The organism is Nocardiopsis sp. NPDC055824, from assembly GCF_053616335.1.
The window spans coordinates 1-19,610 of sequence record NZ_JBSHDN010000121.1 but is presented as its reverse complement, the minus strand read 5'-3'; the positions used below and the strand labels follow the sequence as shown (position 1 = coordinate 19,610).

The 19,610-nt window shown below is 69.9% G+C and carries 18 protein-coding genes, 2 tRNA genes and 1 pseudogene; 11 read left to right on the top strand and 10 right to left on the bottom strand.

The features are described from left to right. Positions 1-43 precede the first annotated feature (43 nt). Positions 44-658: a TenA family protein gene (locus tag ACWGL3_RS21650; protein ID WP_267947418.1), complete on the bottom strand. Its 615-nt coding sequence runs from the start codon at positions 656-658 to the stop codon at positions 44-46. A gap of 212 nt (positions 659-870) precedes the next feature. Beyond that, positions 871-953, bottom strand: a tRNA-Leu gene (locus tag ACWGL3_RS21645). A gap of 229 nt (positions 954-1,182) precedes the next feature. Here ACWGL3_RS21645 and ACWGL3_RS21640 point away from each other — a divergent pair. The 8 genes from ACWGL3_RS21640 to ACWGL3_RS21605 all read left to right on the top strand — a co-directional run bounded on the left by ACWGL3_RS21640 (position 1,183) and on the right by ACWGL3_RS21605 (position 10,798). Next, positions 1,183-1,950, top strand: a complete 768-nt coding sequence (locus tag ACWGL3_RS21640; protein ID WP_431061473.1) for an FhaA domain-containing protein — start codon at positions 1,183-1,185, stop codon at positions 1,948-1,950. A 288-nt stretch (positions 1,951-2,238) separates the two neighbouring features. Beyond that, positions 2,239-2,745: an FHA domain-containing protein FhaB/FipA gene (locus ACWGL3_RS21635; RefSeq protein ID WP_267947417.1), complete on the top strand. Its 507-nt coding sequence runs from the start codon at positions 2,239-2,241 to the stop codon at positions 2,743-2,745. After that, positions 2,742-4,094 carry a Stp1/IreP family PP2C-type Ser/Thr phosphatase gene (locus ACWGL3_RS21630; protein ID WP_267947416.1) on the top strand — a complete coding sequence of 451 codons (1,353 nt, stop codon included), beginning with the start codon at positions 2,742-2,744 and terminating at the stop codon, positions 4,092-4,094. The genes ACWGL3_RS21635 and ACWGL3_RS21630 overlap by 4 nt, the downstream gene beginning before the upstream one ends. Positions 4,095-4,101: 7 nt before the next feature. Further along, the gene (locus ACWGL3_RS21625) at positions 4,102-5,511 is read left to right on the top strand and encodes an FtsW/RodA/SpoVE family cell cycle protein (RefSeq protein WP_267947415.1); all 1,410 of its coding nucleotides are present in this window, start codon (positions 4,102-4,104) and stop codon (positions 5,509-5,511) included. After that, positions 5,508-6,965 carry a peptidoglycan D,D-transpeptidase FtsI family protein gene (locus ACWGL3_RS21620; RefSeq protein WP_267947414.1) on the top strand — a complete coding sequence of 486 codons (1,458 nt, stop codon included), beginning with the start codon at positions 5,508-5,510 and terminating at the stop codon, positions 6,963-6,965. Before ACWGL3_RS21625 ends, ACWGL3_RS21620 begins: the two co-directional genes overlap by 4 nt. Then, the gene (locus ACWGL3_RS21615; protein ID WP_452461727.1) at positions 6,965-8,419 is read left to right on the top strand and encodes a serine/threonine-protein kinase; all 1,455 of its coding nucleotides are present in this window, start codon (positions 6,965-6,967) and stop codon (positions 8,417-8,419) included. Before ACWGL3_RS21620 ends, ACWGL3_RS21615 begins: the two co-directional genes overlap by 1 nt. A 69-nt stretch (positions 8,420-8,488) precedes the next feature. After that, the gene (gene pknB, locus ACWGL3_RS21610; RefSeq protein ID WP_267947412.1) at positions 8,489-10,345 is read left to right on the top strand and encodes a Stk1 family PASTA domain-containing Ser/Thr kinase; all 1,857 of its coding nucleotides are present in this window, start codon (positions 8,489-8,491) and stop codon (positions 10,343-10,345) included. A gap of 198 nt (positions 10,346-10,543) precedes the next feature. Further along, complete coding sequence (locus ACWGL3_RS21605) at positions 10,544-10,798, top strand: cell division protein CrgA (RefSeq protein WP_267947411.1); 255 nt, start codon at positions 10,544-10,546, stop codon at positions 10,796-10,798. A 253-nt stretch (positions 10,799-11,051) separates the two neighbouring features. Here ACWGL3_RS21605 and ACWGL3_RS21600 read toward each other — a convergent pair whose 3' ends face one another. Together ACWGL3_RS21600 and ACWGL3_RS21595 are read right to left on the bottom strand one after the other, a co-directional pair. Further along, on the bottom strand, positions 11,052-11,972 hold the full coding sequence (locus ACWGL3_RS21600; RefSeq protein WP_267947410.1) for a rhomboid family intramembrane serine protease: 921 nt from the start codon (positions 11,970-11,972) through the stop codon (positions 11,052-11,054). 45 nt (positions 11,973-12,017) lie between these two features. Further along, on the bottom strand, positions 12,018-12,542 hold the full coding sequence (locus ACWGL3_RS21595) for a peptidylprolyl isomerase (RefSeq protein WP_267947409.1): 525 nt from the start codon (positions 12,540-12,542) through the stop codon (positions 12,018-12,020). A gap of 332 nt (positions 12,543-12,874) precedes the next feature. On the opposite strand from ACWGL3_RS21595, the gene ACWGL3_RS21590 reads away from it, so the two are divergent. After that, entirely contained in the window at positions 12,875-13,456 is a 582-nt protein-coding gene (locus tag ACWGL3_RS21590; protein WP_267947408.1) for a hypothetical protein, read from the top strand. Between the two features lie 169 nt (positions 13,457-13,625). On the opposite strand, the gene ACWGL3_RS21585 is transcribed toward ACWGL3_RS21590, so the two are convergent. Then, positions 13,626-14,267 (bottom strand): DUF1707 and DUF4870 domain-containing protein, encoded by a 642-nt coding sequence (locus tag ACWGL3_RS21585; protein ID WP_267947407.1) that lies wholly within the window; start codon positions 14,265-14,267, stop codon positions 13,626-13,628. Positions 14,268-14,609: 342 nt separating this feature from the next. Then, positions 14,610-14,918: pseudogene (locus ACWGL3_RS21580) on the bottom strand (WhiB family transcriptional regulator); the annotation flags it as partial. 877 nt (positions 14,919-15,795) lie between these two features. Between ACWGL3_RS21580 and ACWGL3_RS21575 the strand changes: the two are divergent. Further along, positions 15,796-15,975: a BldC family transcriptional regulator gene (locus ACWGL3_RS21575; RefSeq protein ID WP_267950196.1), complete on the top strand. Its 180-nt coding sequence runs from the start codon at positions 15,796-15,798 to the stop codon at positions 15,973-15,975. A gap of 89 nt (positions 15,976-16,064) precedes the next feature. Here the strand turns inward: ACWGL3_RS21575 and ACWGL3_RS21570 are convergent, their stop codons facing one another. The 4 genes from ACWGL3_RS21570 to ACWGL3_RS21555 all read right to left on the bottom strand — a co-directional run bounded on the left by ACWGL3_RS21570 (position 16,065) and on the right by ACWGL3_RS21555 (position 17,923). Continuing rightward, complete coding sequence (locus tag ACWGL3_RS21570; RefSeq protein WP_267947406.1) at positions 16,065-16,241, bottom strand: hypothetical protein; 177 nt, start codon at positions 16,239-16,241, stop codon at positions 16,065-16,067. A 220-nt stretch (positions 16,242-16,461) separates the two neighbouring features. Then, positions 16,462-16,534: transfer RNA gene (locus ACWGL3_RS21565), tRNA-Ala, on the bottom strand. Positions 16,535-16,781: 247 nt separating this feature from the next. After that, positions 16,782-16,904: a DLW-39 family protein gene (locus ACWGL3_RS21560; protein ID WP_014912962.1), complete on the bottom strand. Its 123-nt coding sequence runs from the start codon at positions 16,902-16,904 to the stop codon at positions 16,782-16,784. Between the two features lie 185 nt (positions 16,905-17,089). After that, the gene (locus ACWGL3_RS21555; protein WP_267947405.1) at positions 17,090-17,923 is read right to left on the bottom strand and encodes a helix-turn-helix domain-containing protein; all 834 of its coding nucleotides are present in this window, start codon (positions 17,921-17,923) and stop codon (positions 17,090-17,092) included. A 461-nt stretch (positions 17,924-18,384) separates the two neighbouring features. Here ACWGL3_RS21555 and ACWGL3_RS21550 point away from each other — a divergent pair, with 461 nt between their 5' ends. Then, positions 18,385-18,693 carry a hypothetical protein gene (locus ACWGL3_RS21550; protein ID WP_267947404.1) on the top strand — a complete coding sequence of 103 codons (309 nt, stop codon included), beginning with the start codon at positions 18,385-18,387 and terminating at the stop codon, positions 18,691-18,693. Positions 18,694-19,610: the final 917 nt, after the last annotated feature.

Sequence of the window (19,610 nt, the reverse complement as noted above, 5' to 3'; positions counted from 1 at the left end):
GCGCGCGGGGGCCCGGCCCCGGGGCCCCGGCTCCCGCGCGCCGTCAGGGTGTCCACGGGGTGGCCCAGAAGGCGACCTCGTGGCGCATGCCCTCCAGGAAGAAGCGCTCCGCGCGCTCCGGGTCGGGGCGGGCCTCCTCCAGCATGCGCCCGTACCGCTCCGTCAGCCGCGTGAAGCCGGGATCGGCGTAGGTGTCGACCCACCGCCGGTAGCGCGGCTCCTCCGGGCGGTTCCCGGCGAGCGCCAGCCCCAGCTGGTTGTAGCCCCACATGCAGGGGTAGACGGCGGCGAGGCCGTCCCGGTAGTCGGCGGCGGCGTCGAGGAGCCACGACGTGTACGCGGCGCAGGCCGGGCCCTTGTCCTTCACGGTCAGGTCCGCGCCGAACTCCCCGGAGAGGGAGCGGTGCAGCTCCAGCTCCTCGTTGAGGGTGCTGTGCGCGATGCCGACCAGGTCGGCGAGGTGGCCGTCGGGCGCCTGCCAGGCCAGGCGGGAGAAGGCGCGCGCGTAGTCGAGCAGGTAGAGGTGGTCCTGCTCCAGCCAGTAGCGGAAGGCGCGGTCGTCGAGGTCTCCCCGGGAGATGCCCGCGACGGTCGGGTGCGCCAGCTGCTCGGCGACCAGCGGTCGCCCGATCTCGTGAAGTCGTTCGGTGATTCCCACGCCCGAAGTGTCCCATCCGGGCGTATCCGTGCGTGCGGCGGCCGTCCCCGGCGCCACACCGTCCGATCGGACTCCCGGTGACGATCGGTTCACGATCTCCCCGCCCGGGACCGCCGTCCGGGGCGGAGCCGCGCCGGATACGGAAGGCCCGCCGACAGCGAAGCGGCCCTGGTCACCAGGTCTACTGGTGGCCAGGGCCGCTTCGGATAAAGTGGGCGAGGAGGGATTTGAACCCTCACATCCTTTCGGACACACGGACCTGAACCGTGCGCGTCTACCGTTCCGCCACCCGCCCGGATGACTCGCATTCAGTTGTGTGGCCAGGTGATCCGGGCTTTTCGTCCGTTTCCCCTGGCGACATGGATAAGGCTAGCACGGTCTGAACGTGGGTCGCACACCGATTTCGGCCCCTCCTCCGGGGCCTTCCCGGACCCCCTCCCGGGGGTGCGCCTGAAACCAGGGACACCCGGGCCCGGTTACGATCGTCTACACATACGAAGTGGAGTACAAAAGGGAGGTACCTCGTGGGAGTGCTCCAACGCTTCGAGCGCAGGCTTGAGGGCATGATCGAAGGCACCTTCGCGATGGCCTTCAAGTCCGAGCTCCAGCCGGTCGAGGTGGCGAGCGCCGTCCAGCGTGAGATGGACGAGCGGGCAGCCATCGTCGCCCAGGGCCGCACCCTGGTCCCGAACGACTTCATCGTCGAGCTCGCGGCCAGCGACAAGGAACGGCTCGAAGTCTACGCCGACAGCCTCGGCCAGGAACTGTCCAAGCTCGCCCGTGACTACGCGACGGAGCAGGGCTACTCCTTCGTCGGTCCGGTCCGGGTCCACTTCAGGTCCGACGAGGGCCTCAAGACCGGCCGCTTCCGCATCCGCTCCGGCGTCGTGCGCGGCACCATGGTCGGTCCGGAGGGAGAGGTCCGACAGCCCGTCGGCGACCCCGGCCAGCCCGCCGGCCAGCAGCAGAGCGGGCGTCCGCGCCTGCTGATCTCCCCGGGCGGCGCCACCGCGGAGGGCAGCATCGCCAGCCACGGCATGCAGCAGTCCTTCGAGCTGACGACCCCGGTGACCCTCCTGGGCCGCGGCACCGACTGCGACCTCCGACTGGTCGACAACGGTGTCTCCCGTCACCACGTCGAGATCCGCCTGGACGGGGACGAGGCCGTCCTCGTGGACAAGGGGTCCACGAACGGGACCTTCGTCAACGGCCAGCAGGTCAGGCAGGCCCGTCTGGTGGACGGCAGCAGGATCAGCCTCGGCCGCACCACCATGACGTTCCGACGCGACTGAGAACCCCGCCACAATCGACCGATCAGGCCCGGCGCGAACCGCAACCAACACCGTTCCGTCGGCGTCTGACAGGTCGTACCCGGGGCGGGTCGAATACGGACCTGCTGTCGGATATCCGGTCGGGAAGGTAGTCTCCGCGAAGACCTGACCGATCGGGCACACGGACCGCGGCCGCAGGCCGCGACCAGCGACCTCGACACTCACCGACCCGAAGGTGGGGAAGACACGGTGGCGGCGCCGATGACCGCTACCCCGGCCGAAGCACGACAGGGGCTGAAGAGCAGTTCGATGTCCAACTTGACCCTCATATTGATCAAGATCGCGTATCTCGCGGTGCTTTGGCTGTTCGTCCTCACGGCGGTCGGCGTCATTCGCACGGACCTCTTCGGCCCGTCCAAGAAGAAACCGCGGAAGAAGCCCCGGCCCGGCCCGCGCCCCGCCCAGCGCAGGGAGGCGCCCGCCCCCTCCCACTCCCAGGCCCGGCCTCAGCGCAAGCGCCGCAACGAGCCGACCGTGCTGGCCGTGACCCAGGGGTCCCTCTCCGGCACCACCGTCGACCTGGGGTCCCAACCCATCACCATCGGACGCGCCCCCGACTCGACGCTCGTCATCACCGACGACTACGCCTCGGGCCGGCACGCGCGCGTCTACTCCGAGAACGGCCGCTGGTTCGTCGAAGACCTCAACTCGACCAACGGCACCTACCTCGGCCAGCAGAAGCTGAACCGCCCCCAGCCCATCACGGTGGGTCAGCCCATCCGTATCGGCAAAACCGTCCTGGAACTGCGCAAATGACAATCGCTCTCCGATACGCGGCGTACTCCGATGTTGGATGCCTCCGCGAAGGCAACGAAGACTCCGGCTACGCCGGCCAGCACCTCCTCGCTGTGGCCGACGGCATGGGCGGTTACGCGGGCGGTGAGGTGGCCAGCTCCATCGCGATCTCCTCGATCCGCCGCCTCGACTCCGAGACCCACACGTCGGACGAGATGCCCGAGGTCCTCCAGCGCGCCGTCGAGCAGGCGAACGCCTCCCTCTCCCGCCGGATCATGGAGGAGCCGCAGCTGGAGAACATGGGCACCACCCTGACGGCCATGCTGTGGTCCGGCGCCCGCGTCGCGCTCATCCACATCGGCGACTCGCGCGCCTACCTGCTGCGCGGCCCCCGCTTCGAGCAGATCACCCACGACCACACCCTGGTGCAGACCCTGGTGGACGAGGGCAAGATCACCGAGGAGGAGGTCGCCACGCACCCGCAGCGGTCCCTCATCCTGCGCGCCCTGGACGGCAAGAGCCCGGTCGACCCCGACATCTCCATCAACGACGCCAAGGTCGGCGACCGCTACATGCTCTGCTCCGACGGGCTCTCCGGGGTGGTCAGCAAGAAGACCATCCACGAGACCCTCGCGACCGAGTCCGACCCGCGCGGGGCGTCCAAGAAGCTCATCGAGCTGGCCATCCGCGGGGGCGGCCCGGACAACATCACCGTGGTCGTCGCCGACGTCATCGAGACCGACACCGACCGCGAGGGCCCCACGCCCGCCGCCCAGGTCGTCGGCGCCGCCGACCAGCAGCCCGACGCCGCGGAGCAGGGCAACGACTCGCCCGCGAGACGGGCGCAGGAACTGCGCGGCACCGGCGGGGACACCGCCGAGATGGACCCCGTGCGGGACGACGCCCCGGGCGAGCCCGCCTTCCAGGAGCAGTACGGCGGCTACGACGGCTACGAGTCGCCGCCGGCCGACCGGCGGGGCCGCTCCGAGCCCGACGCCGAGTACCGCACCAGGCGCTGGTGGCCGATGGTGCTGGTGTTCGTGGTCGTGGTCGCGGTCGTCGCCGGGGCCACCTACTACTTCGGCCGCCAGTACGTGGACAGCCAGTACTACGTCGGCCCGTCCTCCAGCGGCAACGTCGCGATCTACCAGGGCATCAACACCGACATCGCCGGCTTCAGCCTGTCGGACGAGCTGGAGGACACCGAGATCGCCCTCGACTCCCTGGCGGACGCGGACCGCGACGCCGTGGAGAACACGATCCCCGCGGAGAGCCTCGAGGCCGCGCGGGAGAGCGTCGAGAGGCTGAACCAGGGCTCGGGCCCCGCCGGCGGCGACCGGGGGACCGGCTCCGAGGAAGGGACCGGGTGAGTCCGGCTTGAGCAGCACGTCAGCACCGGAGGCGCCGACCGCGCTGCCCCCGGTCAAACGGCGCAACGCCGAACTGGTCCTCACCGTCATCGCGATCCTCATCACGATGGCGGGCATCGCGATCGCCGGACTCAACCTCAACGGCAGGGTCCCCTCCGCGATGTGGACCGTGGGCCTGACCTTCGGCGCCCTCTCCGCCGTCGCCCACGTGGCGATGCGCTTCCTCGCCCCCTACGCGGACCCGCTGATCATGCCGTGCGCCCTGTTCCTGAACGGGATCGGCGTGGCGATGATCTGGCGCCTGAACGCCTCCCACGAGGAGAACATCGAGGGCGCCGGCGTCGGCATGCAGCTTGTCTGGACCGCGGTCGGCCTGATCTGCTGCTTCCTGATCATCGTCTTCCTGAAGGACCCCCGGATCCTTCAGCGCTACACCTACATCAGCGCCCTGGTCGCGATCGTGCTGCTGATGCTCCCGATCATCCCGGGCCTGGGCCACGCCGTCTACGGCGCCCAGCTGTGGATCAAGATCGGTCCGTTCACCATGCAGCCGTCGGAGTTCGCCAAGATCGCCCTGGTGATCTTCCTGGCGTCCTACCTGATGAGCAAGCGCCAGGTGCTGCAGATCGTCGGCAAGCCGATCAAGGTCGGCCGCTTCACCCTCATCGAGCTGCCCCGCGCCCGCGACCTGGCCCCGATCCTGGTCGGCTGGCTGCTGGCGATCGGCATGCTGGTGGTCCTGCGCGACCTGGGCACCTCCCTGCTGCTCTTCGGCACGTTCCTGGCGATGCTGTACGTGGCCACTCAGCGCTCCTCGTGGGTGACCATCGGCCTGGTCATGTTCGCCGGCGGCGCGACGCTCGCCTACTTCCTCTTCTGGCACGTCCGGGCCCGCGTCAACATCTGGATCAACACGTTCGACCAGGAGGTCTACGAGGCGGTCGGCGGCAGCCAGCAGCTCGTGGAGGGCCTGGTCGGGATGGCCTACGGCGGGCTCTTCGGCACGGGCATCGGCGGCGGCCAGGCCCACAACACCTTCGCCGCGGACAGCGACTTCATCCTCGCGTCCATCGGGGAGGAGCTCGGTCTGACCGGTCTGCTGGCCGTGCTCATGGTCCTCGGCCTCCTGGTGGAGCGCGGCATGCGCATCGCGCTCGCGGCGACCGGACCGTTCAACAAGCTTCTGACGAGCGGCATCGCGTTCGTCCTCGCATACCAGGTGTTCATCGTGCTCGGCGGCATCTCCCGCGTCATCCCGCTCACCGGTTCCACCACGCCGTTCATGGCCGCCGGCGGTTCGGCGCTGATGGCGAGCTGGATCATGATGGGCATCCTGCTCCGCATCAGTGACAACGCGCGCCGCCCGGCACCGCAGTCGATCCAGGACGAGGGCGCGACCCAGGTGATCCGACGATGAACACACCCATCCGCAGGCTGAGCGTCTTCGCCCTGATCCTCATCGGGATCCTGATGCTCAACATCACCTGGATCCAGGGCTTCCAGGCGGACTCCATCCGCGCCGACCCGCTCAACCGGCGCACGTACAGCGAGCGCCTCAGCGAGCCGCGCGGCCCCATCCAGGTCGCGGGGGAGAACGTCGCCTTCTCGGAGAACGTCTCCCCGGAGGGCGAGCCCGCCCGCTACCAGCGCGAGTACACCGGCGGCGGCCTGTACACGCCGATCGTCGGCTCCTTCCGCACGTACGGCGCCTCCGGTGTCGAGGACACCGAGAACACCCTGCTCGACGGGTCCGACGACCGCCTGGCCGTGCGCAACTTCCGCGACATCATCACCGGCCGCGAGCCCGAGGGGGCGCAGGTCCAGCTGACCCTCGACCCCGAGGTGCAGGAGGCCGGCTACGAGGCCTTCGCGGGCCTGGGCGGCAAGAACGGCGCGGCCGTCGCGATCGACCCCAGCACCGGGGCGGTCCTGGGCGCGGTGTCCTACCCGTCCTACGACGCCAACGAGGTCGTCAGCATCACCGACCTCGAGGACGCCACCAACAACTACGTGGCGCTGGAGAACGACCCGGCCAAGCCGCTGCTCAACCGGGCCCTCAACGAGCGCTACCCCCCGGGGTCGACGTTCAAGGTGGTGACCGCCGCGGCGGCCATCGAGACCCTCGACGCGAGCCCGGACAGCACCATGGACGCGCCCGACCGGCTGTCGCTGGGGCACGACCTGCCCAACGCCACCCCCGGCGGGACCTGCAACGGCGGCCAGCCCGACACCCTGGCCCACTCCATCCAGATCTCCTGCAACACCTCGATGGCCAACTGGGCGATCGAGATGGGCGGCACCGCCCTCTCGGAGCAGGCCACCAAGTTCGGGTTCAACCCGCCGGAGGGGGAGGAGCTCGAGATCCCCCTCGGCGTGACCCCGAGCTTCGCGCCCCCGGAGGAGGACCGCAACATCCTCGGCCGCGCCGGCATCGGCCAGTCCAACGTCGAGGCGACCCCGCTCCAGATGGCGATGGTGGCCGCGGGTGTGGCCAACGGCGGCGAGGTCATGCGACCCTACGTGGTGGACGCGGTACGCGACTCGGACCTGTCCGTGATCACGCAGACCAGTCCGGAGAGCTACTCCCAGGCCGTCAGCGCCAGTACCGCCCAGGACCTGACCGAGATGATGGTCCTGGTCACGGGCGAGGGCGGTTCGGGTACCAACGCGGCGATCCCCAACGTCCAGGTGGCCGGCAAGACCGGCACCGCCGAGACGGGCACGGAGAGCACACACAACTGGTTCATCGGTTTCGCCCCCGCCGACGACCCGCAGGTCGCCGTCGCGGTCGTCGTCGAGTTCGGCGGCGGCAGCGGAAACGAGCTCGCCGCTCCGATCGCCCGTCAGATGATGGAGGCAGTGGTTCAGTAGTGAGTGCCTACGAGCCGTCTTCCCGGAACGGTCCCGGTGATCTCACCGGGACCGTTCTGAGCGACCGTTACCGCCTGGAGGAACAGGTGGGTTCGGGAGGCATGGGTACGGTCTGGAAGGCCACCGACACCCTGCTCAACCGGCCCGTCGCCGTGAAGCTCCTCCACCCCTCGCAGATGGCCGAGCCCACCGCGCGGGAGCGGTTCCGCACCGAGGGCCGGATCACCGCCGGCCTCTCGCACCCCGGGATCGCGCAGGTCTTCGACTACGGCGAGGAGGACGGCCGCGCCTTCCTGATCATGGAGCTGGTGGTCGGCAACCCCCTCTCCCAGGTCCTGCGCGAACAGGGCCACCTCAGCCCGGACCAGACCCTCGACTTCGTCTGCCAGGCGGCCAAGGCGCTCGCGGCGGCGCACGCACGCGGTGTGGTGCACCGCGACATCAAGCCGGGCAACCTGCTGGTCACCCCGGACGGGCAGCTCAAGCTGACCGACTTCGGCATCGCCCGCGGCGACATGTCGGTGACCCTCACCCAGACCGGCATGGTCATGGGGACCGCCCAGTACATCTCGCCCGAGCAGGCGTCGGGCCGCCCGGCGACCTCCTCGTCGGACCTGTACGCGCTCGGCGTGGTGGCCTACGAGTGCCTGGCCGGGACCCCGCCGTTCACCGGCGACAGCCCGGTCGCGCTGGCGCTCGCCCACACCCGCGACGAACCGCCGGAACTCCCCGACGACATCCCGGCCGACATCGACGACCTGGTGACCTCCCTGCTCCTCAAGGAGCCCGAGGAGCGGCCGGCCTCGGCGAGCGAGGTCGCCCACCTGGCCGCGGTCATCCGCTCCAACGCGGGCACCGGGCCGCCGACCCCCTCCGCGGGGTTCAACGGCATGGCCCAGACCATGGTGGTGGGCGCGGTCCCCGACCCCGGGACGGGGCCGGTGTCCCGGCGAACCGCCGGTCAGGCGGCTGTGACCCCGGTGGGGGAAGAGGACTCCGCTAGGCTTGCAGGGTCCTCCGAACGCCGGATCAGCGCCTCCGTGGTGCTCGCCGCGGTCGCGGCGACGGTCCTGATCGTCGCCGCGGTGGTGGCCGGCTTCCTCTACGGGGGCAACCGCGAGGTGGACCCCGTGCGTGACGCGGTGGAGCCGCCGGCCACGAGTCCTTCGCCGTCCTCCTCACCTTCGGAGGAACTGGAGGAGTCCGCCCCGGTGGACGTCCCCGTGGTGCCGGACAACCAGCCGGACTGGTCGCCGGAGACGGAGTCGTCCCCGACGACGGAGCCATCCCTCCCGGAGGAGGACGAAGAGGAGAGCAGTCCTCCCGAGGGCGGCGAGGACGACGGGTCGGAGGAGGAGACACCGGGCGAGGAGGAACCCCCGCCCCCGGACCCGGGTGGCGAGGACAACGGCGGAGGACCTCCCCCCGACAGCATCTCGATACCGAGGCAATGAGCGAGAGACGCTCAGGGTAGGCGGCGGCCCACGGGCGGCTTCCGGAAGACACAAGGATCAGTGCACGACATGTCCCAGCCCCGGCTCCTTGGCGGACGCTACGAGCTCGACGTCGTCGTCGGGCGCGGTGGCATGGCCGAGGTCTACCGCGCGCGCGACCTGCGGCTCGACCGGCTCGTCGCCATCAAGACCCTCCGACACGACCTGGCACGCGACCACGTGTTCCAGGCGAGGTTCCGGCGTGAGGCCCAGTCGGCCGCCTCGCTGAACCACCCGGCCATCATCGCCGTCTACGACACCGGCGAGGACATGGTCGAGGGGGTGTCCATCCCCTACATCGTCATGGAGTACGTGGACGGGCGCACCCTCAAGGAGCTCCTGGACGACGACCGCAGGCTCCTGCCGGAACGCTCCGCCGAACTGGTCGACGGCATCCTCAAGGCGCTGGAGTACAGCCACGACAACGGGATCGTCCACCGTGACATCAAGCCCGCGAACGTGATGCTGACCCGCAACGCCGAGGTCAAGGTGATGGACTTCGGCATCGCCCGGTCGATGAACGACGACCAGGCGACCATGACCCAGGCCTCGCAGGTCATCGGCACCGCCCAGTACCTGTCGCCCGAGCAGGCGCGCGGTGAGCGGGTGGACCCCCGCAGCGACATCTACTCGACGGGCTGCGTGCTCTACGAGCTCCTCACGAGCCGGCCGCCGTTCACCGGCGACTCCCCCGTGTCGATCGCCTACCAGCACGTGCGCGAGGACCCGGTGCCGCCGACCGAGGTGGACCCGCAGATCCCCGACTGGCTGGAGGACATCACCCTCCGGGCCATGACCAAGGACCGCGAGGAGCGCTACCAGAACGCCGCCGAGATGCGGGCGGACATCCAGCGCGGCCTGGCGGGGATGCCCACGCAGGCGGGCACCATGGCGATGGCCACCGCCGGGGCGACGACGGCGCTCCCCCCCGCGAACGACCGGTACGACGACTACGACGACCGGTACGAGGACGACCGCTACGACGACGATCGGTACGACGACGACCGGAAGAAGGGCGGCGCCGGCAAGGCCGCCCTCTGGGTCCTCCTCGCCGTCGGCGTGATCGCCTCCCTGATCCTGGTGTTCGTCCTGTTCAACCGGGGTCCCGCCGAACCGGAGACGGTGCCGGTGCCGTCGGTCGCCGGATCCACCGAGGAGGAGGCCCGGGCGGCCCTCACCGAGGCGGGCTTCGAGGACGTCACCTCCGAGCCCCGGGCCGACGACGAGGTCGAGGAGGGCACGGTCATCGAGACCGACCCGCCCGCCGAGAGCGAGACCGCGGTGACGGAGGAGATCGTCCTCTTCGTCTCCTCCGGGCCGGGCGACGTGGCGATCCCCTCCGTGGAGGGCCAGAGCGAGGCCGACGCCGTCAGCACCCTGAACGAGGCGGGCTTCGAGAACGTCACCCCGGAGCAGAGGTCGGACGACAGAGTCGCCGAGGGCAGCGCCATCGGCACCGACCCGCCCGCGGGCGACGACGCCTCCCCGGACACGGCGATCACGCTGTACATCTCCTCCGGACCCGAGCAGGTGGCGGTGCCCGACCTCCGCGGCATGACCCGCGGGGGAGCCGAGTCCGCCCTGGGCCAGGTGGGCCTGACCGCCTCCTTCCAGGAGCAGGAGACGGCGGACGAGCCGGAGGGCACGGTCATCTCGCAGTCGCCCGAGGCGGCGCAGATGGTCGCGCCGAACACCACGGTGACCGTCACGATCGCGACGGCCCCGGCGGAGGAGGAGCCGCCGACGGAATCCGAGGAGCCCCCGCCGGGCGAAGGGGGGACCCCGCCGGGCCAGGGGGGGACGCCGCCGGGGCTGGAGGGGCCGGACGGCTTCGTCTTCCGCCCGCAGGACTTCCGTCCGCAGGAGTGGCACCCGGCCTGGCAGTAGGAGCTCCGCGGAGCGGGACGGCGGGCCGCACCCCGAGGGGTGCGGCCCGTCCGCCGTTCCGGCCCCGTGTGGCCTGGGGCGTTCCGGGGCCGGCGGCCGCGCCCCGGATCCCGGGCGTCCCACCGGTGACGGGGGCTCCCCCCTGGGCGTAGACTGTGTTCTCGTTCCGAACCGCCCCACCGTACTGGAGCAGCGACCGTGCCCAAGTCCCGCAACGATCGCAAGAAGAAGGCTGTCTACACTCCGCCTCCTTCCAAAGAGAAGCCGAAGGTCAGTCCGCGTTGGCTCGTGCCGACGATGCTGGGCTTCTTCGCCCTCGGCATTCTCTGGATCGCGGTCTACTACATCGCGGGCGACCACGTCCCGTACATGCAGGACTGGCACAACTGGAACCTGCTGATCGGCTTCAGCGGGATCATCGTGGCCGTCGTCCTCTCCACGCGCTGGCACTGACCCCCGCCGAGCGAACGCCCGACCGACCCGACGCCCCCGGGGCGAGCGGTGTCTCGGACGTGCGCGGAACGCAGCCGTCAACGGTCGTGCGAGCCGCGCCCCTTATAGGGCCTGAACAGCCCATATCCATGTTTTCCACAGGGTTATCCACAGGCTGTGGGTAGCTCTGTTCGCCATGCCCGCACCGGGGTGGACCCACGGAACGACGTCGGCCCCGGAGGAGGACCCCCCGGGGCCGACGAGGCACCGGCCCTCAGCCGAGGACGATCACCGGCGCAGCGGCCACCAGGACCGCGAGCAGGGCGACGAGCGCGGCGACCAGGAGGGCGTGCGTCAGCGTCCGGGACGACGCCTTGGCCTGCCTGCCCGGCAGGTAGGCGAACACGGCGCCGACGGCTAGCCCGGCCACCAGCCCTCCGATGTGCGCGGTCCAGGAGATGTTCGGGACCACGAAGGTCAACACGAGGTTGACCCCCATCAGCACGAGCACCATCCGCAGGTCCAGGCCGAGCCTCTTGCCGATCACGAGCACCGCGCCGAAGAGAGCGAAGATCGCGCCGGAGGCGCCGACGGAAAGCTGCGTGGGCGCCGCCAGGAGGCTCAGCACCGAACCGGAGAGCGCGCCGACCACCCACAGGGCGAGGAACCTCCCGTGGCCCAGCCAGCGTTCCAGCTGCGTCCCGAGGACGTACAGGGCGTACCCGTTGAACAGCAGGTGGAAGATGCTGCCGTGCAGGAACGCCGCGGTGATCAGCCGGTACCACTCGCCCGTCATCACACCGCGGAGCGTCCCGTCCTCCCACCGGCCGAAGCCGAGCATGGCGAACTCCCGGATCAGCCCGGAGTAACCCGCCTGACCGATGGGGTCGGACGTGCCCAGCTGGGCGATGAACCCGGCCGCCATCAGGCCCAGGAGCGTCCAGGTCACGTAGGGCTTGGCGACGGTCCGGCCCCCGAAGGGCGTCCGGGCCCGGCGCACGCCCCGGTTCCCCTCCGCGACGCACCGGGGGCACTGGAAGCCCACCGACGCCTCCACCATGCAGTCCGGGCAGATGGGCCGTTCGCACCTGGTGCAGCTGACCCCGGTCTCCCTGTCGGGGTGCCGGTAACAGGTGCGCGGGGCCGTCGGCCCCGGTTCCGGTGCCGCACCGGACGGAGGCGGGGGCGCGGTCATGGTCTGTCTCTCACTCCTCGGTGTCCTGGCCTGCTCGTCGGTCGGCTAGCGGGTGATCTCGATGCTGTTGATCACCACGTCCTCGCGGGGACGGTCCTGGGAGTCGGTGTCGACCTTGGAGATCGCGGTGACCACGTCGTCCCCCTCGACGACCTCACCGAAGATGGTGTGGCGGCCGTCGAGCCAGTACGGCTTCTCCACGGTGACGAAGAACTGCGAGCCGTTCGTGCCGGGGCCGGCGTTGGCCATGGCCAGCAGGAACGGGCGGTCGAAGCGCAGCTTCGGGTGGATCTCGTCCTTGAAGGTGTAGCCGGGGCCGCCGCGGCCGGTGCCGAGCGGGTCCCCGCCCTGGATCATGAAGCCGTCGATGACGCGGTGGAAGATCGTGCCGTTGTACAGGCTGCTGTTGGACGGCTTGCCCGTGGTGGGGTCCATCCACTGCTTGGTGCCCTCAGCCAGGCCGATGAAGTTGGCGACCGTCTCCGGAGCCTCCTCCTCGAACAGCTTGACGACGATGGTTCCCTTGGAGGTGTTCAGCCGCGCAGTGGGCTGACCGTTGGAGTCCGACACCTACGTGCCTTTCGGTCGACTTCGTTTACGTGCTCACGTTACCCGTCCGCTTCCCGGGCTCGTCCGAAACCCGGCGGACCGTCCCGGAGCCGGGCAGTGTGGGGCGGAGCATGCCGGTGTGGTGTGAGGGACGGCGATACGTGGGAAGGAGGGGACGGAGAAGAATCCGTCCGTTGGTGTCGAAACTCCGATCGCCGACGGAGAGGACGTATGTTGAGATAACACCCGGATAACGGGGAAGGACGACGAGGAGCCGCCCATCGTGGCTCGACGCGTCGGCCACGCCGGGTGGGGACCGTAGGAACCGGTGAACGATCGAAGGAGCTGACGACGTGCCTAACACTGCCAAGCGTCGCAAGGAGGCCGAGGCGACCCTCGCCCGTCTGCAGGACCTTGCCAAGGAGCAGGCCGACCGGCTCGGCCCGTATGCCGACCAGGCACGGGACCAGGCTTCCCTGAGGCTCCTCCAGGCGCGTGGCTGGACCGCCCCCCGACTGGAGACCGCCGCGCTGCGCGTGGAGGACACCGTGGCGCCCCGCGTGGCCGGGCTCCTCAGCGCCGCGGCGCAACGCGTCGACCCGAACCCGGGTCGCAGAGGGCTGCGGCTGCTGAGCCGCGGAGGCCGCCGGATCCCCCGCGGGCTCCTGATCGGCGGCGCCGCCGTGGTCGGCGGCGTGGTGGTGTACTCGCTGATCCGCCTGCGGCAGGCGTCGCAGGACGCGGAGTGGCAGGAGCACCTGGACCAGGCCCGCGACCAGGTCCGCGAGACCCGCGAGAACCTGGAGGAGAAGGCCTCCGACGCGGCCGACAAGGCCACGGAGACCGCCAAGGCCGCCAAGGGCAAGGCCAAGGAGACCGTCCGCGCCGCCTCGGGCGACAACCGCGCCAAGGAGAACGGGCGCCCCGGCCGGTAGAGGCCGACCGACGGGTGCCCGGCAGGACGACGACACGACGACAGACGGACCACCGCGTCCGGCGGCGAGGGCGACCGGCCCCCGCCGACGCGGCGGTTTCATCCCTTCCGGCCGGGGCGGGTCCTCCCGCCCCGGCCCCGTCGTGCCGGGACCGGGGACGTGGGCCGGCTCAGTCGTCCTTGAGGAAGCGGTAGGGCGTCGGGTAGCGCCAGTTCCGCCCCGTGAGGCTGGCCACGGACGCGATGACCGGCAGGACGGCCCAGCCCAGGGCGATGGCGACGACCACGACGATCGGCAGGACCAGCCAGGCGAGCAGGAGGCTCGCGATGCCTCCGACGAGGCAGAAGAGCTGGAAGTTGAGGGACTCCATGGCCTGGCGCCGGACGTACGGAGAGATCTTGTCGCTGGCCAGGAACAGCACCAGGGGCGCCACCACGGGGAAGAGGTAGTTGCCGCCGTGCCCGACCGCGGCCACCACGCGTTCGACGGGGGTACTGGGCAGGGGCTCCCTGGGTCCGGGCCTCTGCCCGCCGCCTCCGCCGGGCGAGCCGAACGGGGACGCCCCCGATCCGGCGGTGGAGCCCTGAGGCGCCACTCCGAGGTCCTCGGTCAGAGGGGCCAGGTCGGCGCCGAACTTGGCCTTCATGGCCTTGCCGGTCCGCTCGTCGAGTTCCTCCTCGTCGAGCTGGCCCTGGCTGAAGGCCTCCTGCAACACCTGGATGACGGAGTCGCGTTGCGCGTCGGTGAGGCGAATCTGCGGCTGGGCCTGCGGTTCCCAGGGGCGTCTCGCCGGATACTGAGGGTCCTGCACAGCCACTCCCACTCCCAACGACGACGGGAGCACGGCCCAGTTCAGCCGTACTCCCACCATCATGCGTCACAGGTTCGGCCACCGCCATCGGGGCCGTCCCTGATCCTCCCCTGATCCTGCCCTCCCCCCTGGGGTGGAGGCGGACCACGACTTTCGTCTGCCCGACCGGGTCCGGGGACGCCCCTTCCCCGGAGGCCGGTCCGGCTCAGCCGCCCGCGCCGCGGATCAGGCCCGCACCACGACCGGGACCGGGGCCGCCTCCGCCACGTGGACCGGAACGGCCACGGGGGCGGCATCGGCCTCCGCGGCAGGGGTCTCCGCGGCGGTGCCGACCGGCGCGACGGCCCCCGAGCGGAGGTCGTCCTGCCGGGCCTGCTCCGCCTCGTAGCGGCGTTCGGCACTGGTCAGCAGCTCGTACCAGTTGACCACGTCCTTGCGGCGACGCAGGAGGGCACGGCGCTCGCGTTCGGTCATGCCTCCCCAGACACCGAACTCGATACGGCTGTCCAGCGCCTCCGCCAGGCACTGGGTACGCACCGGGCATCCCCGGCAGATCAGCTTGGCGCGGTTCTGCGCCGCACCCTGCACGAACAGGGCGTCAGGATCGATCTCCCGGCATTTGGCACGGGCTGCCATCTTCTCATTCCACATGTTGCCCCACTCCCAAGATCAGCATGTGTGGTGATCGGAAATCCGCCGACCGGCGCGACCGTCGGCGGTGAGGAGAAGCGGACCGATCCGATGACGGGGCCGGAGCACGTACGGGGGGCCGTACGGGCCGTCTTCGGCGGTCGATCGTTTCGGCGCGGTGTCTTCCTCGTTGTCGCTGGTGTCGAAACTACGGATCGTCCCAGTTCACCAACAGACCCCAAGAGGCCTATTTCTCATATGGCCCAGTAGGACCATTGCACTGAGAGGGAGTGTCATCATACACACACGCAGAGTCACCGCATGTGGTACGGGCGGGTCCACGTAACCGGAATGAAAGGTCATGGGCAGACCATTCACCGACAAGCCCTATGACCTGCGACTTCATGCCATCCCATGAGTGACTGGCCCCACCCGGACGCGCACGGCCGAAGTGGACTCTCCGTCATCCTTCTCACCCGAACGGACTATAGGCACTCCGGGTTCGCACGCGGGCCACCTCCCCAGGGCCCCCCTTTTCACATCACGGACGGCCGAACTTTGCGCTACTCATTGGTAACCGAACACAATTCCTACTTTCGAACCCCAGGTCCCATTGAATACGGGCACATGTCCCCATTCGGGTTTTTCTCCTTATAGCACTCATAGGGCGAACACCGGTCGACGGAACCGGCGGCTGGTCGGCCGGTCCGGCGGGCGCCTTCCCCGCAAGCGCGCCCGCACCGCGCCGTCCGTTCCCGCACCACGAGGTGAGCACCGTGACCAGCCCCGACCCTGACGACGCACCGCTCACCGACCAGGGAGAGGAAGCCGTCGACCACCAGGGCGACCACATGCACCGGCAGGACGGAGAGGGGGAGAACCGGTGACGACCGACCAGATGCCCGATCCCGGCCCCCTGCTCACCCCGGCGGAGGTCGCCCGCCTGTTCCGGGTGGATCCCGAGACGGTCACCAGGTGGGCGCTCGCCGGGCGGATCGGCAGCCTCATGCCCCCGGGCGGTCACCGCCGGTTCCGTGAGTCCGAGGTGCAGGCGCCCTCGCAGGGGCACCGCACGTGACCCCCACGCGGTCGGAAGAGCCCCGGACAACCCGGCAGGCGGGACCGGACGGTCCGCTCCTGCGCCGGACGGGACGCCGGCGTTCGCGTCTACATGAGGCCGGCGCGGCGGGCCAGGATGTGGACGGTGACGACGCCGACGGCGACCAGGGCCAGGACGGCCCAGATCCACCAGGGGGTGCCCTGGGAAAGGGTGCCGATGACGGCGGTGACCAGGGCGAGAGTGAGGGTCGCGTAGGCGATCCGGACGGCGGTCTTCGTGCTCATGGTCTGCCTTCCTGCTCGGGGGGTGGTGTGTGCGATCCTGAGAGGAGGGGCGGACCCGGGGTATCTCTCTTACCCCGGGCCCTCCCGTCAGCGCTTGTTACGGCGCTTGCGGCATGACCGACGCCGTCCGGTCCACAACCGGTCCAGGGACCGGAAACGCGAAACGGGGACCCCCGGTAGGGAGTCCCCGTCACAACGTCTGGTCTGCGCGTTCTCGCTGTGGAGCCAAGGGGAGTCGAACCCCTGACCTCCGGTATGCAAAACCGGCGCTCTGCCAGCTGAGCTATGGCCCCGCGGAACCCGGGCTTCAGGCCCGGGCCGCTATGCAGAGCATACCGTCCTCGGAGGCGTCTGCGATCATGCGGTCGCCGGGGAGGACCCGTGACAGCACAAAGCCGTGGGTCGCGCCACAGGATTGTCGGCCCACCCACGTCTTCGTGTCACTGATGAGCGGGATCCGGGACGGCGCGCGCCGCGCCCACCCCCGGTTCGCCCGATGGCGCCCACCCGGCCGCTCGCGGCTGCCGGGCGGCCCGGTGGTCAGCTCTCGCTGGCCGCCGTGGCCTCGGTCCACAGGTCGAGCTCGGCGCGGTCCGCCTGGATCTTGCGGTAGACGGCGAAAGCCCCGAGGGCCACCAGCGCCAGAACGATGATCTTCTTCACTGTCTGGACCCTTTCGTTGATCCGGTGCGTGCACACGGGCTCCCGTCAGGGGACGGGGGCTCCGTGGAGAACTTTATGAGGTTGTCACCTAGCAGACTAGCAAGCCATCGGGGGCGGTCCCTGCCACGGTGGACCGATTCGCACCAACTTCTGGCGTCGATCCCCCTGCCGGGGCGCCGACGGGGTCAGGTCAGCAGCGCCATCCTCCGCAGGATCCCGATGGTGGCCTGCGGAGACGCCGCTGTGCCGGTGAGTTCGGACCATACCTGTTTGCAGGCGCGGACGGATTCGTCCGACTCCACGATCGACCCTCCCTGGGTCGCGTCGACGTAGGCGAGCGCCGACTCGTCCTCGTCGAACTCCAGGACGGAGAAGGGGCCCGCCACCCCGCGGTGGGGCCCGGCCGAGGTGGGCAGCAGCTGCACCGTCACCCGGTCGGACCCGGTCGCCAGCTCGACGATCCGGGAGGTCTGCGCCCGCAACAGCTCCAGGTCGGAACCGATCCTGTGGAGGGCGTCCTCCTCGAGGACGGCGTGGTAGCGCTCGAGTCCGCCGTGGTCGAGGACCTCCTGGCGCTTGAGGTAGGCCGCGACCATGCGGTCGGCCCCCCGGTCCCCGTGCCCCAGGGCACGGGCCACCGAGGCGGTGTAGTCGGGCACCTGGAGGAGGTCGGGGACGAGGATGCCCGCGTACGTCTGGACGGACACGGCCCCGGCCTCGTTGCCGACGTAGGCGGAGGAGAGGACGTCCTCGTACTCGGTCCACCAGGGTCGGAGCCGGGACTCCCGGACCAGGGTCAGGATGGCCTCGCGCTGACCTCCCGTCACCCCGTACAGGCGGAGGAGGGCCGCGATCTCCATGACGGAGGGCCACTTGCGGATACCCGTCTCGATGTGTCCGAGCTTGGCCGGGGACCACTCCAGCTCCTCTGCGACATCGCTGAGGGTCAGGCCGGCCTGGACTCGGCGGCGGCGGAGTTCGGCGGACAGTCGCCGACGACGAACCGTGGGGCTGGTCATGAGGCTCATCCAATGACGCAGAGCGAAGATGGTAGGACACCAGCGAAACACGGCGCCTAGCATCTAGCAATGCGTTTCTAGAAAAGAGCAGCAGATTCGATGCATTACAGGTTCCCTCCTTCCACCCTCATGGGCGGCAAACCTGCCTTTTGTCACATTAAGTAGCCAGGTTGAGGAACTGGGAGGCGCATGTTCATCATCGAACACTCCAGGTTTTGTCCTTCTCCTCAGTCACAGTGACAACATGGACCACTCAGGGTCGAACAACACGGACCGACGGAGGCAGCCGAGGAGAACACCGGCACGAAGGGACGGGAGACCGCTGGAGGGCGACCCGGGCGGAGACGGGGTTCGGCATCGCCTGTCACCTATGTCTCACCCCGATACCAGCGGGAAGAAACCGCGTACGATGCTTGAGGTGCCTGCTGCGGCAGGCGTACCCGCACACATAGAGGAAACCCATGAGCTACCCCATTGACGACGCCGAGCAGCTGATCGCGAACGCGGAGGCCCAGATGCCGCCGAGTACCCGGTCCCGTCTCATCGCGAAACTCCGCATGGGGAGGCACATCGACGAAGCGGCGACCGAACTGGGCATCACCCCGAAGCAGGTCTTCTCGACCGCGCGGGTCCTCACAGCCTTCGGCGACCAGCTCGACTTCACGCTCACCGAGCAGCGGGACCCCTCCCTGCCGCACGGCACCGTCACCGGGTACAACAAGCGGTGCCGCTGCCCCGAGTGCCGGAGCGCCCTCCAGCAGCGCGTCTGAGACGTGGCGGGGGAGGAACCCGGAAAAGGTCCGCGAGGGGCTCAGCCCCGCTTGTCCACGGTTCCTCCACCTGCGCCAACGCGGTGTTAACCCAGTCTTCTCAAAGCAATTCGGCCACCGCAGGCTTATTGGTCCGCAGGCTGGGAAAACCGCAGAGCATGAACGAGCACGTGGACTGGTCGGCGATGAGCGAAGAAGACTTCGTTGCGCTGCTGCGGCAGCTCATCGACTCCCCCGAAGCCGACGAGGACTGAGAAAAAGCGGCTCCCCAATTCCGGCCGCCTCCCCCGCGCACTTCCGAGCGCCCCACCCAGGCGCTGTCTGTGCGGGACCCCGCCCCCTGGTGCATCCGGTCCCGCTGCGACGGGCGCCTCCTCCCGGTGCCCGCGGCCGGGTCCGGGGATGAGGCGCTTCCTGTGGTGCCCGTGCCGAGATCCCGAGCACGGCAGGCACGGTCACCCCGTGCGGCGCCCCCGCCGGCCGAGGTCGGCCCGGCACCGCTCCGGGACCGCCCGCGGGACGCGGAAGAGGGCCGGTGGCGCGTCCTGCCCCCCGAAGGCTCACGTCCCCCCGACGGGCACGGGCGGGGTCGTCGGGTGTGCGGCCCCGGCGACGCGCACGGAAAGCCCTCACCCGCCTCCTGGAGGCCGTGAGCGCCTGCGGGCCCCGTGTTGTCCACAGGCGGCAGCTCGTCCACAGGCGGCATCCTCCCCTGGCGCGGCACACCCCCACTCCGCTTTCCTGGAAACAAGGGGGGACCACCCCACCCCCCCACCACCACTCCTGCCCACCACCCGATTCACAAACGCACAAACATGCGCACAAAAAAGGAGGGGGCCGCCCACAAGGCAACCCCCTCCCCTACAAAAAACCGTGGCAGCGACCTACTCTCCCACCCCACCACAGGGCAGTACCAT

Coding starts and splice junctions, on each gene's coding strand:
- ACWGL3_RS21635 (WP_267947417.1), top strand. CDS start 2,239: ATGTCCAACTTGACCCTCATATTGATCAAGATCGCGTATCTCGCGGTG.
- ACWGL3_RS21630 (WP_267947416.1), top strand. CDS start 2,742: ATGACAATCGCTCTCCGATACGCGGCGTACTCCGATGTTGGATGCCTC.
- ACWGL3_RS21620 (WP_267947414.1), top strand. CDS start 5,508: ATGAACACACCCATCCGCAGGCTGAGCGTCTTCGCCCTGATCCTCATC.
- pknB (WP_267947412.1), top strand. CDS start 8,489: ATGTCCCAGCCCCGGCTCCTTGGCGGACGCTACGAGCTCGACGTCGTC.
- ACWGL3_RS21600 (WP_267947410.1), bottom strand. CDS start 11,972: ATGACCGCGCCCCCGCCTCCGTCCGGTGCGGCACCGGAACCGGGGCCG.
- ACWGL3_RS21575 (WP_267950196.1), top strand. CDS start 15,796: ATGCCCGATCCCGGCCCCCTGCTCACCCCGGCGGAGGTCGCCCGCCTG.
- ACWGL3_RS21570 (WP_267947406.1), bottom strand. CDS start 16,241: ATGAGCACGAAGACCGCCGTCCGGATCGCCTACGCGACCCTCACTCTC.
- ACWGL3_RS21555 (WP_267947405.1), bottom strand. CDS start 17,923: ATGACCAGCCCCACGGTTCGTCGTCGGCGACTGTCCGCCGAACTCCGC.
- ACWGL3_RS21550 (WP_267947404.1), top strand. CDS start 18,385: ATGAGCTACCCCATTGACGACGCCGAGCAGCTGATCGCGAACGCGGAG.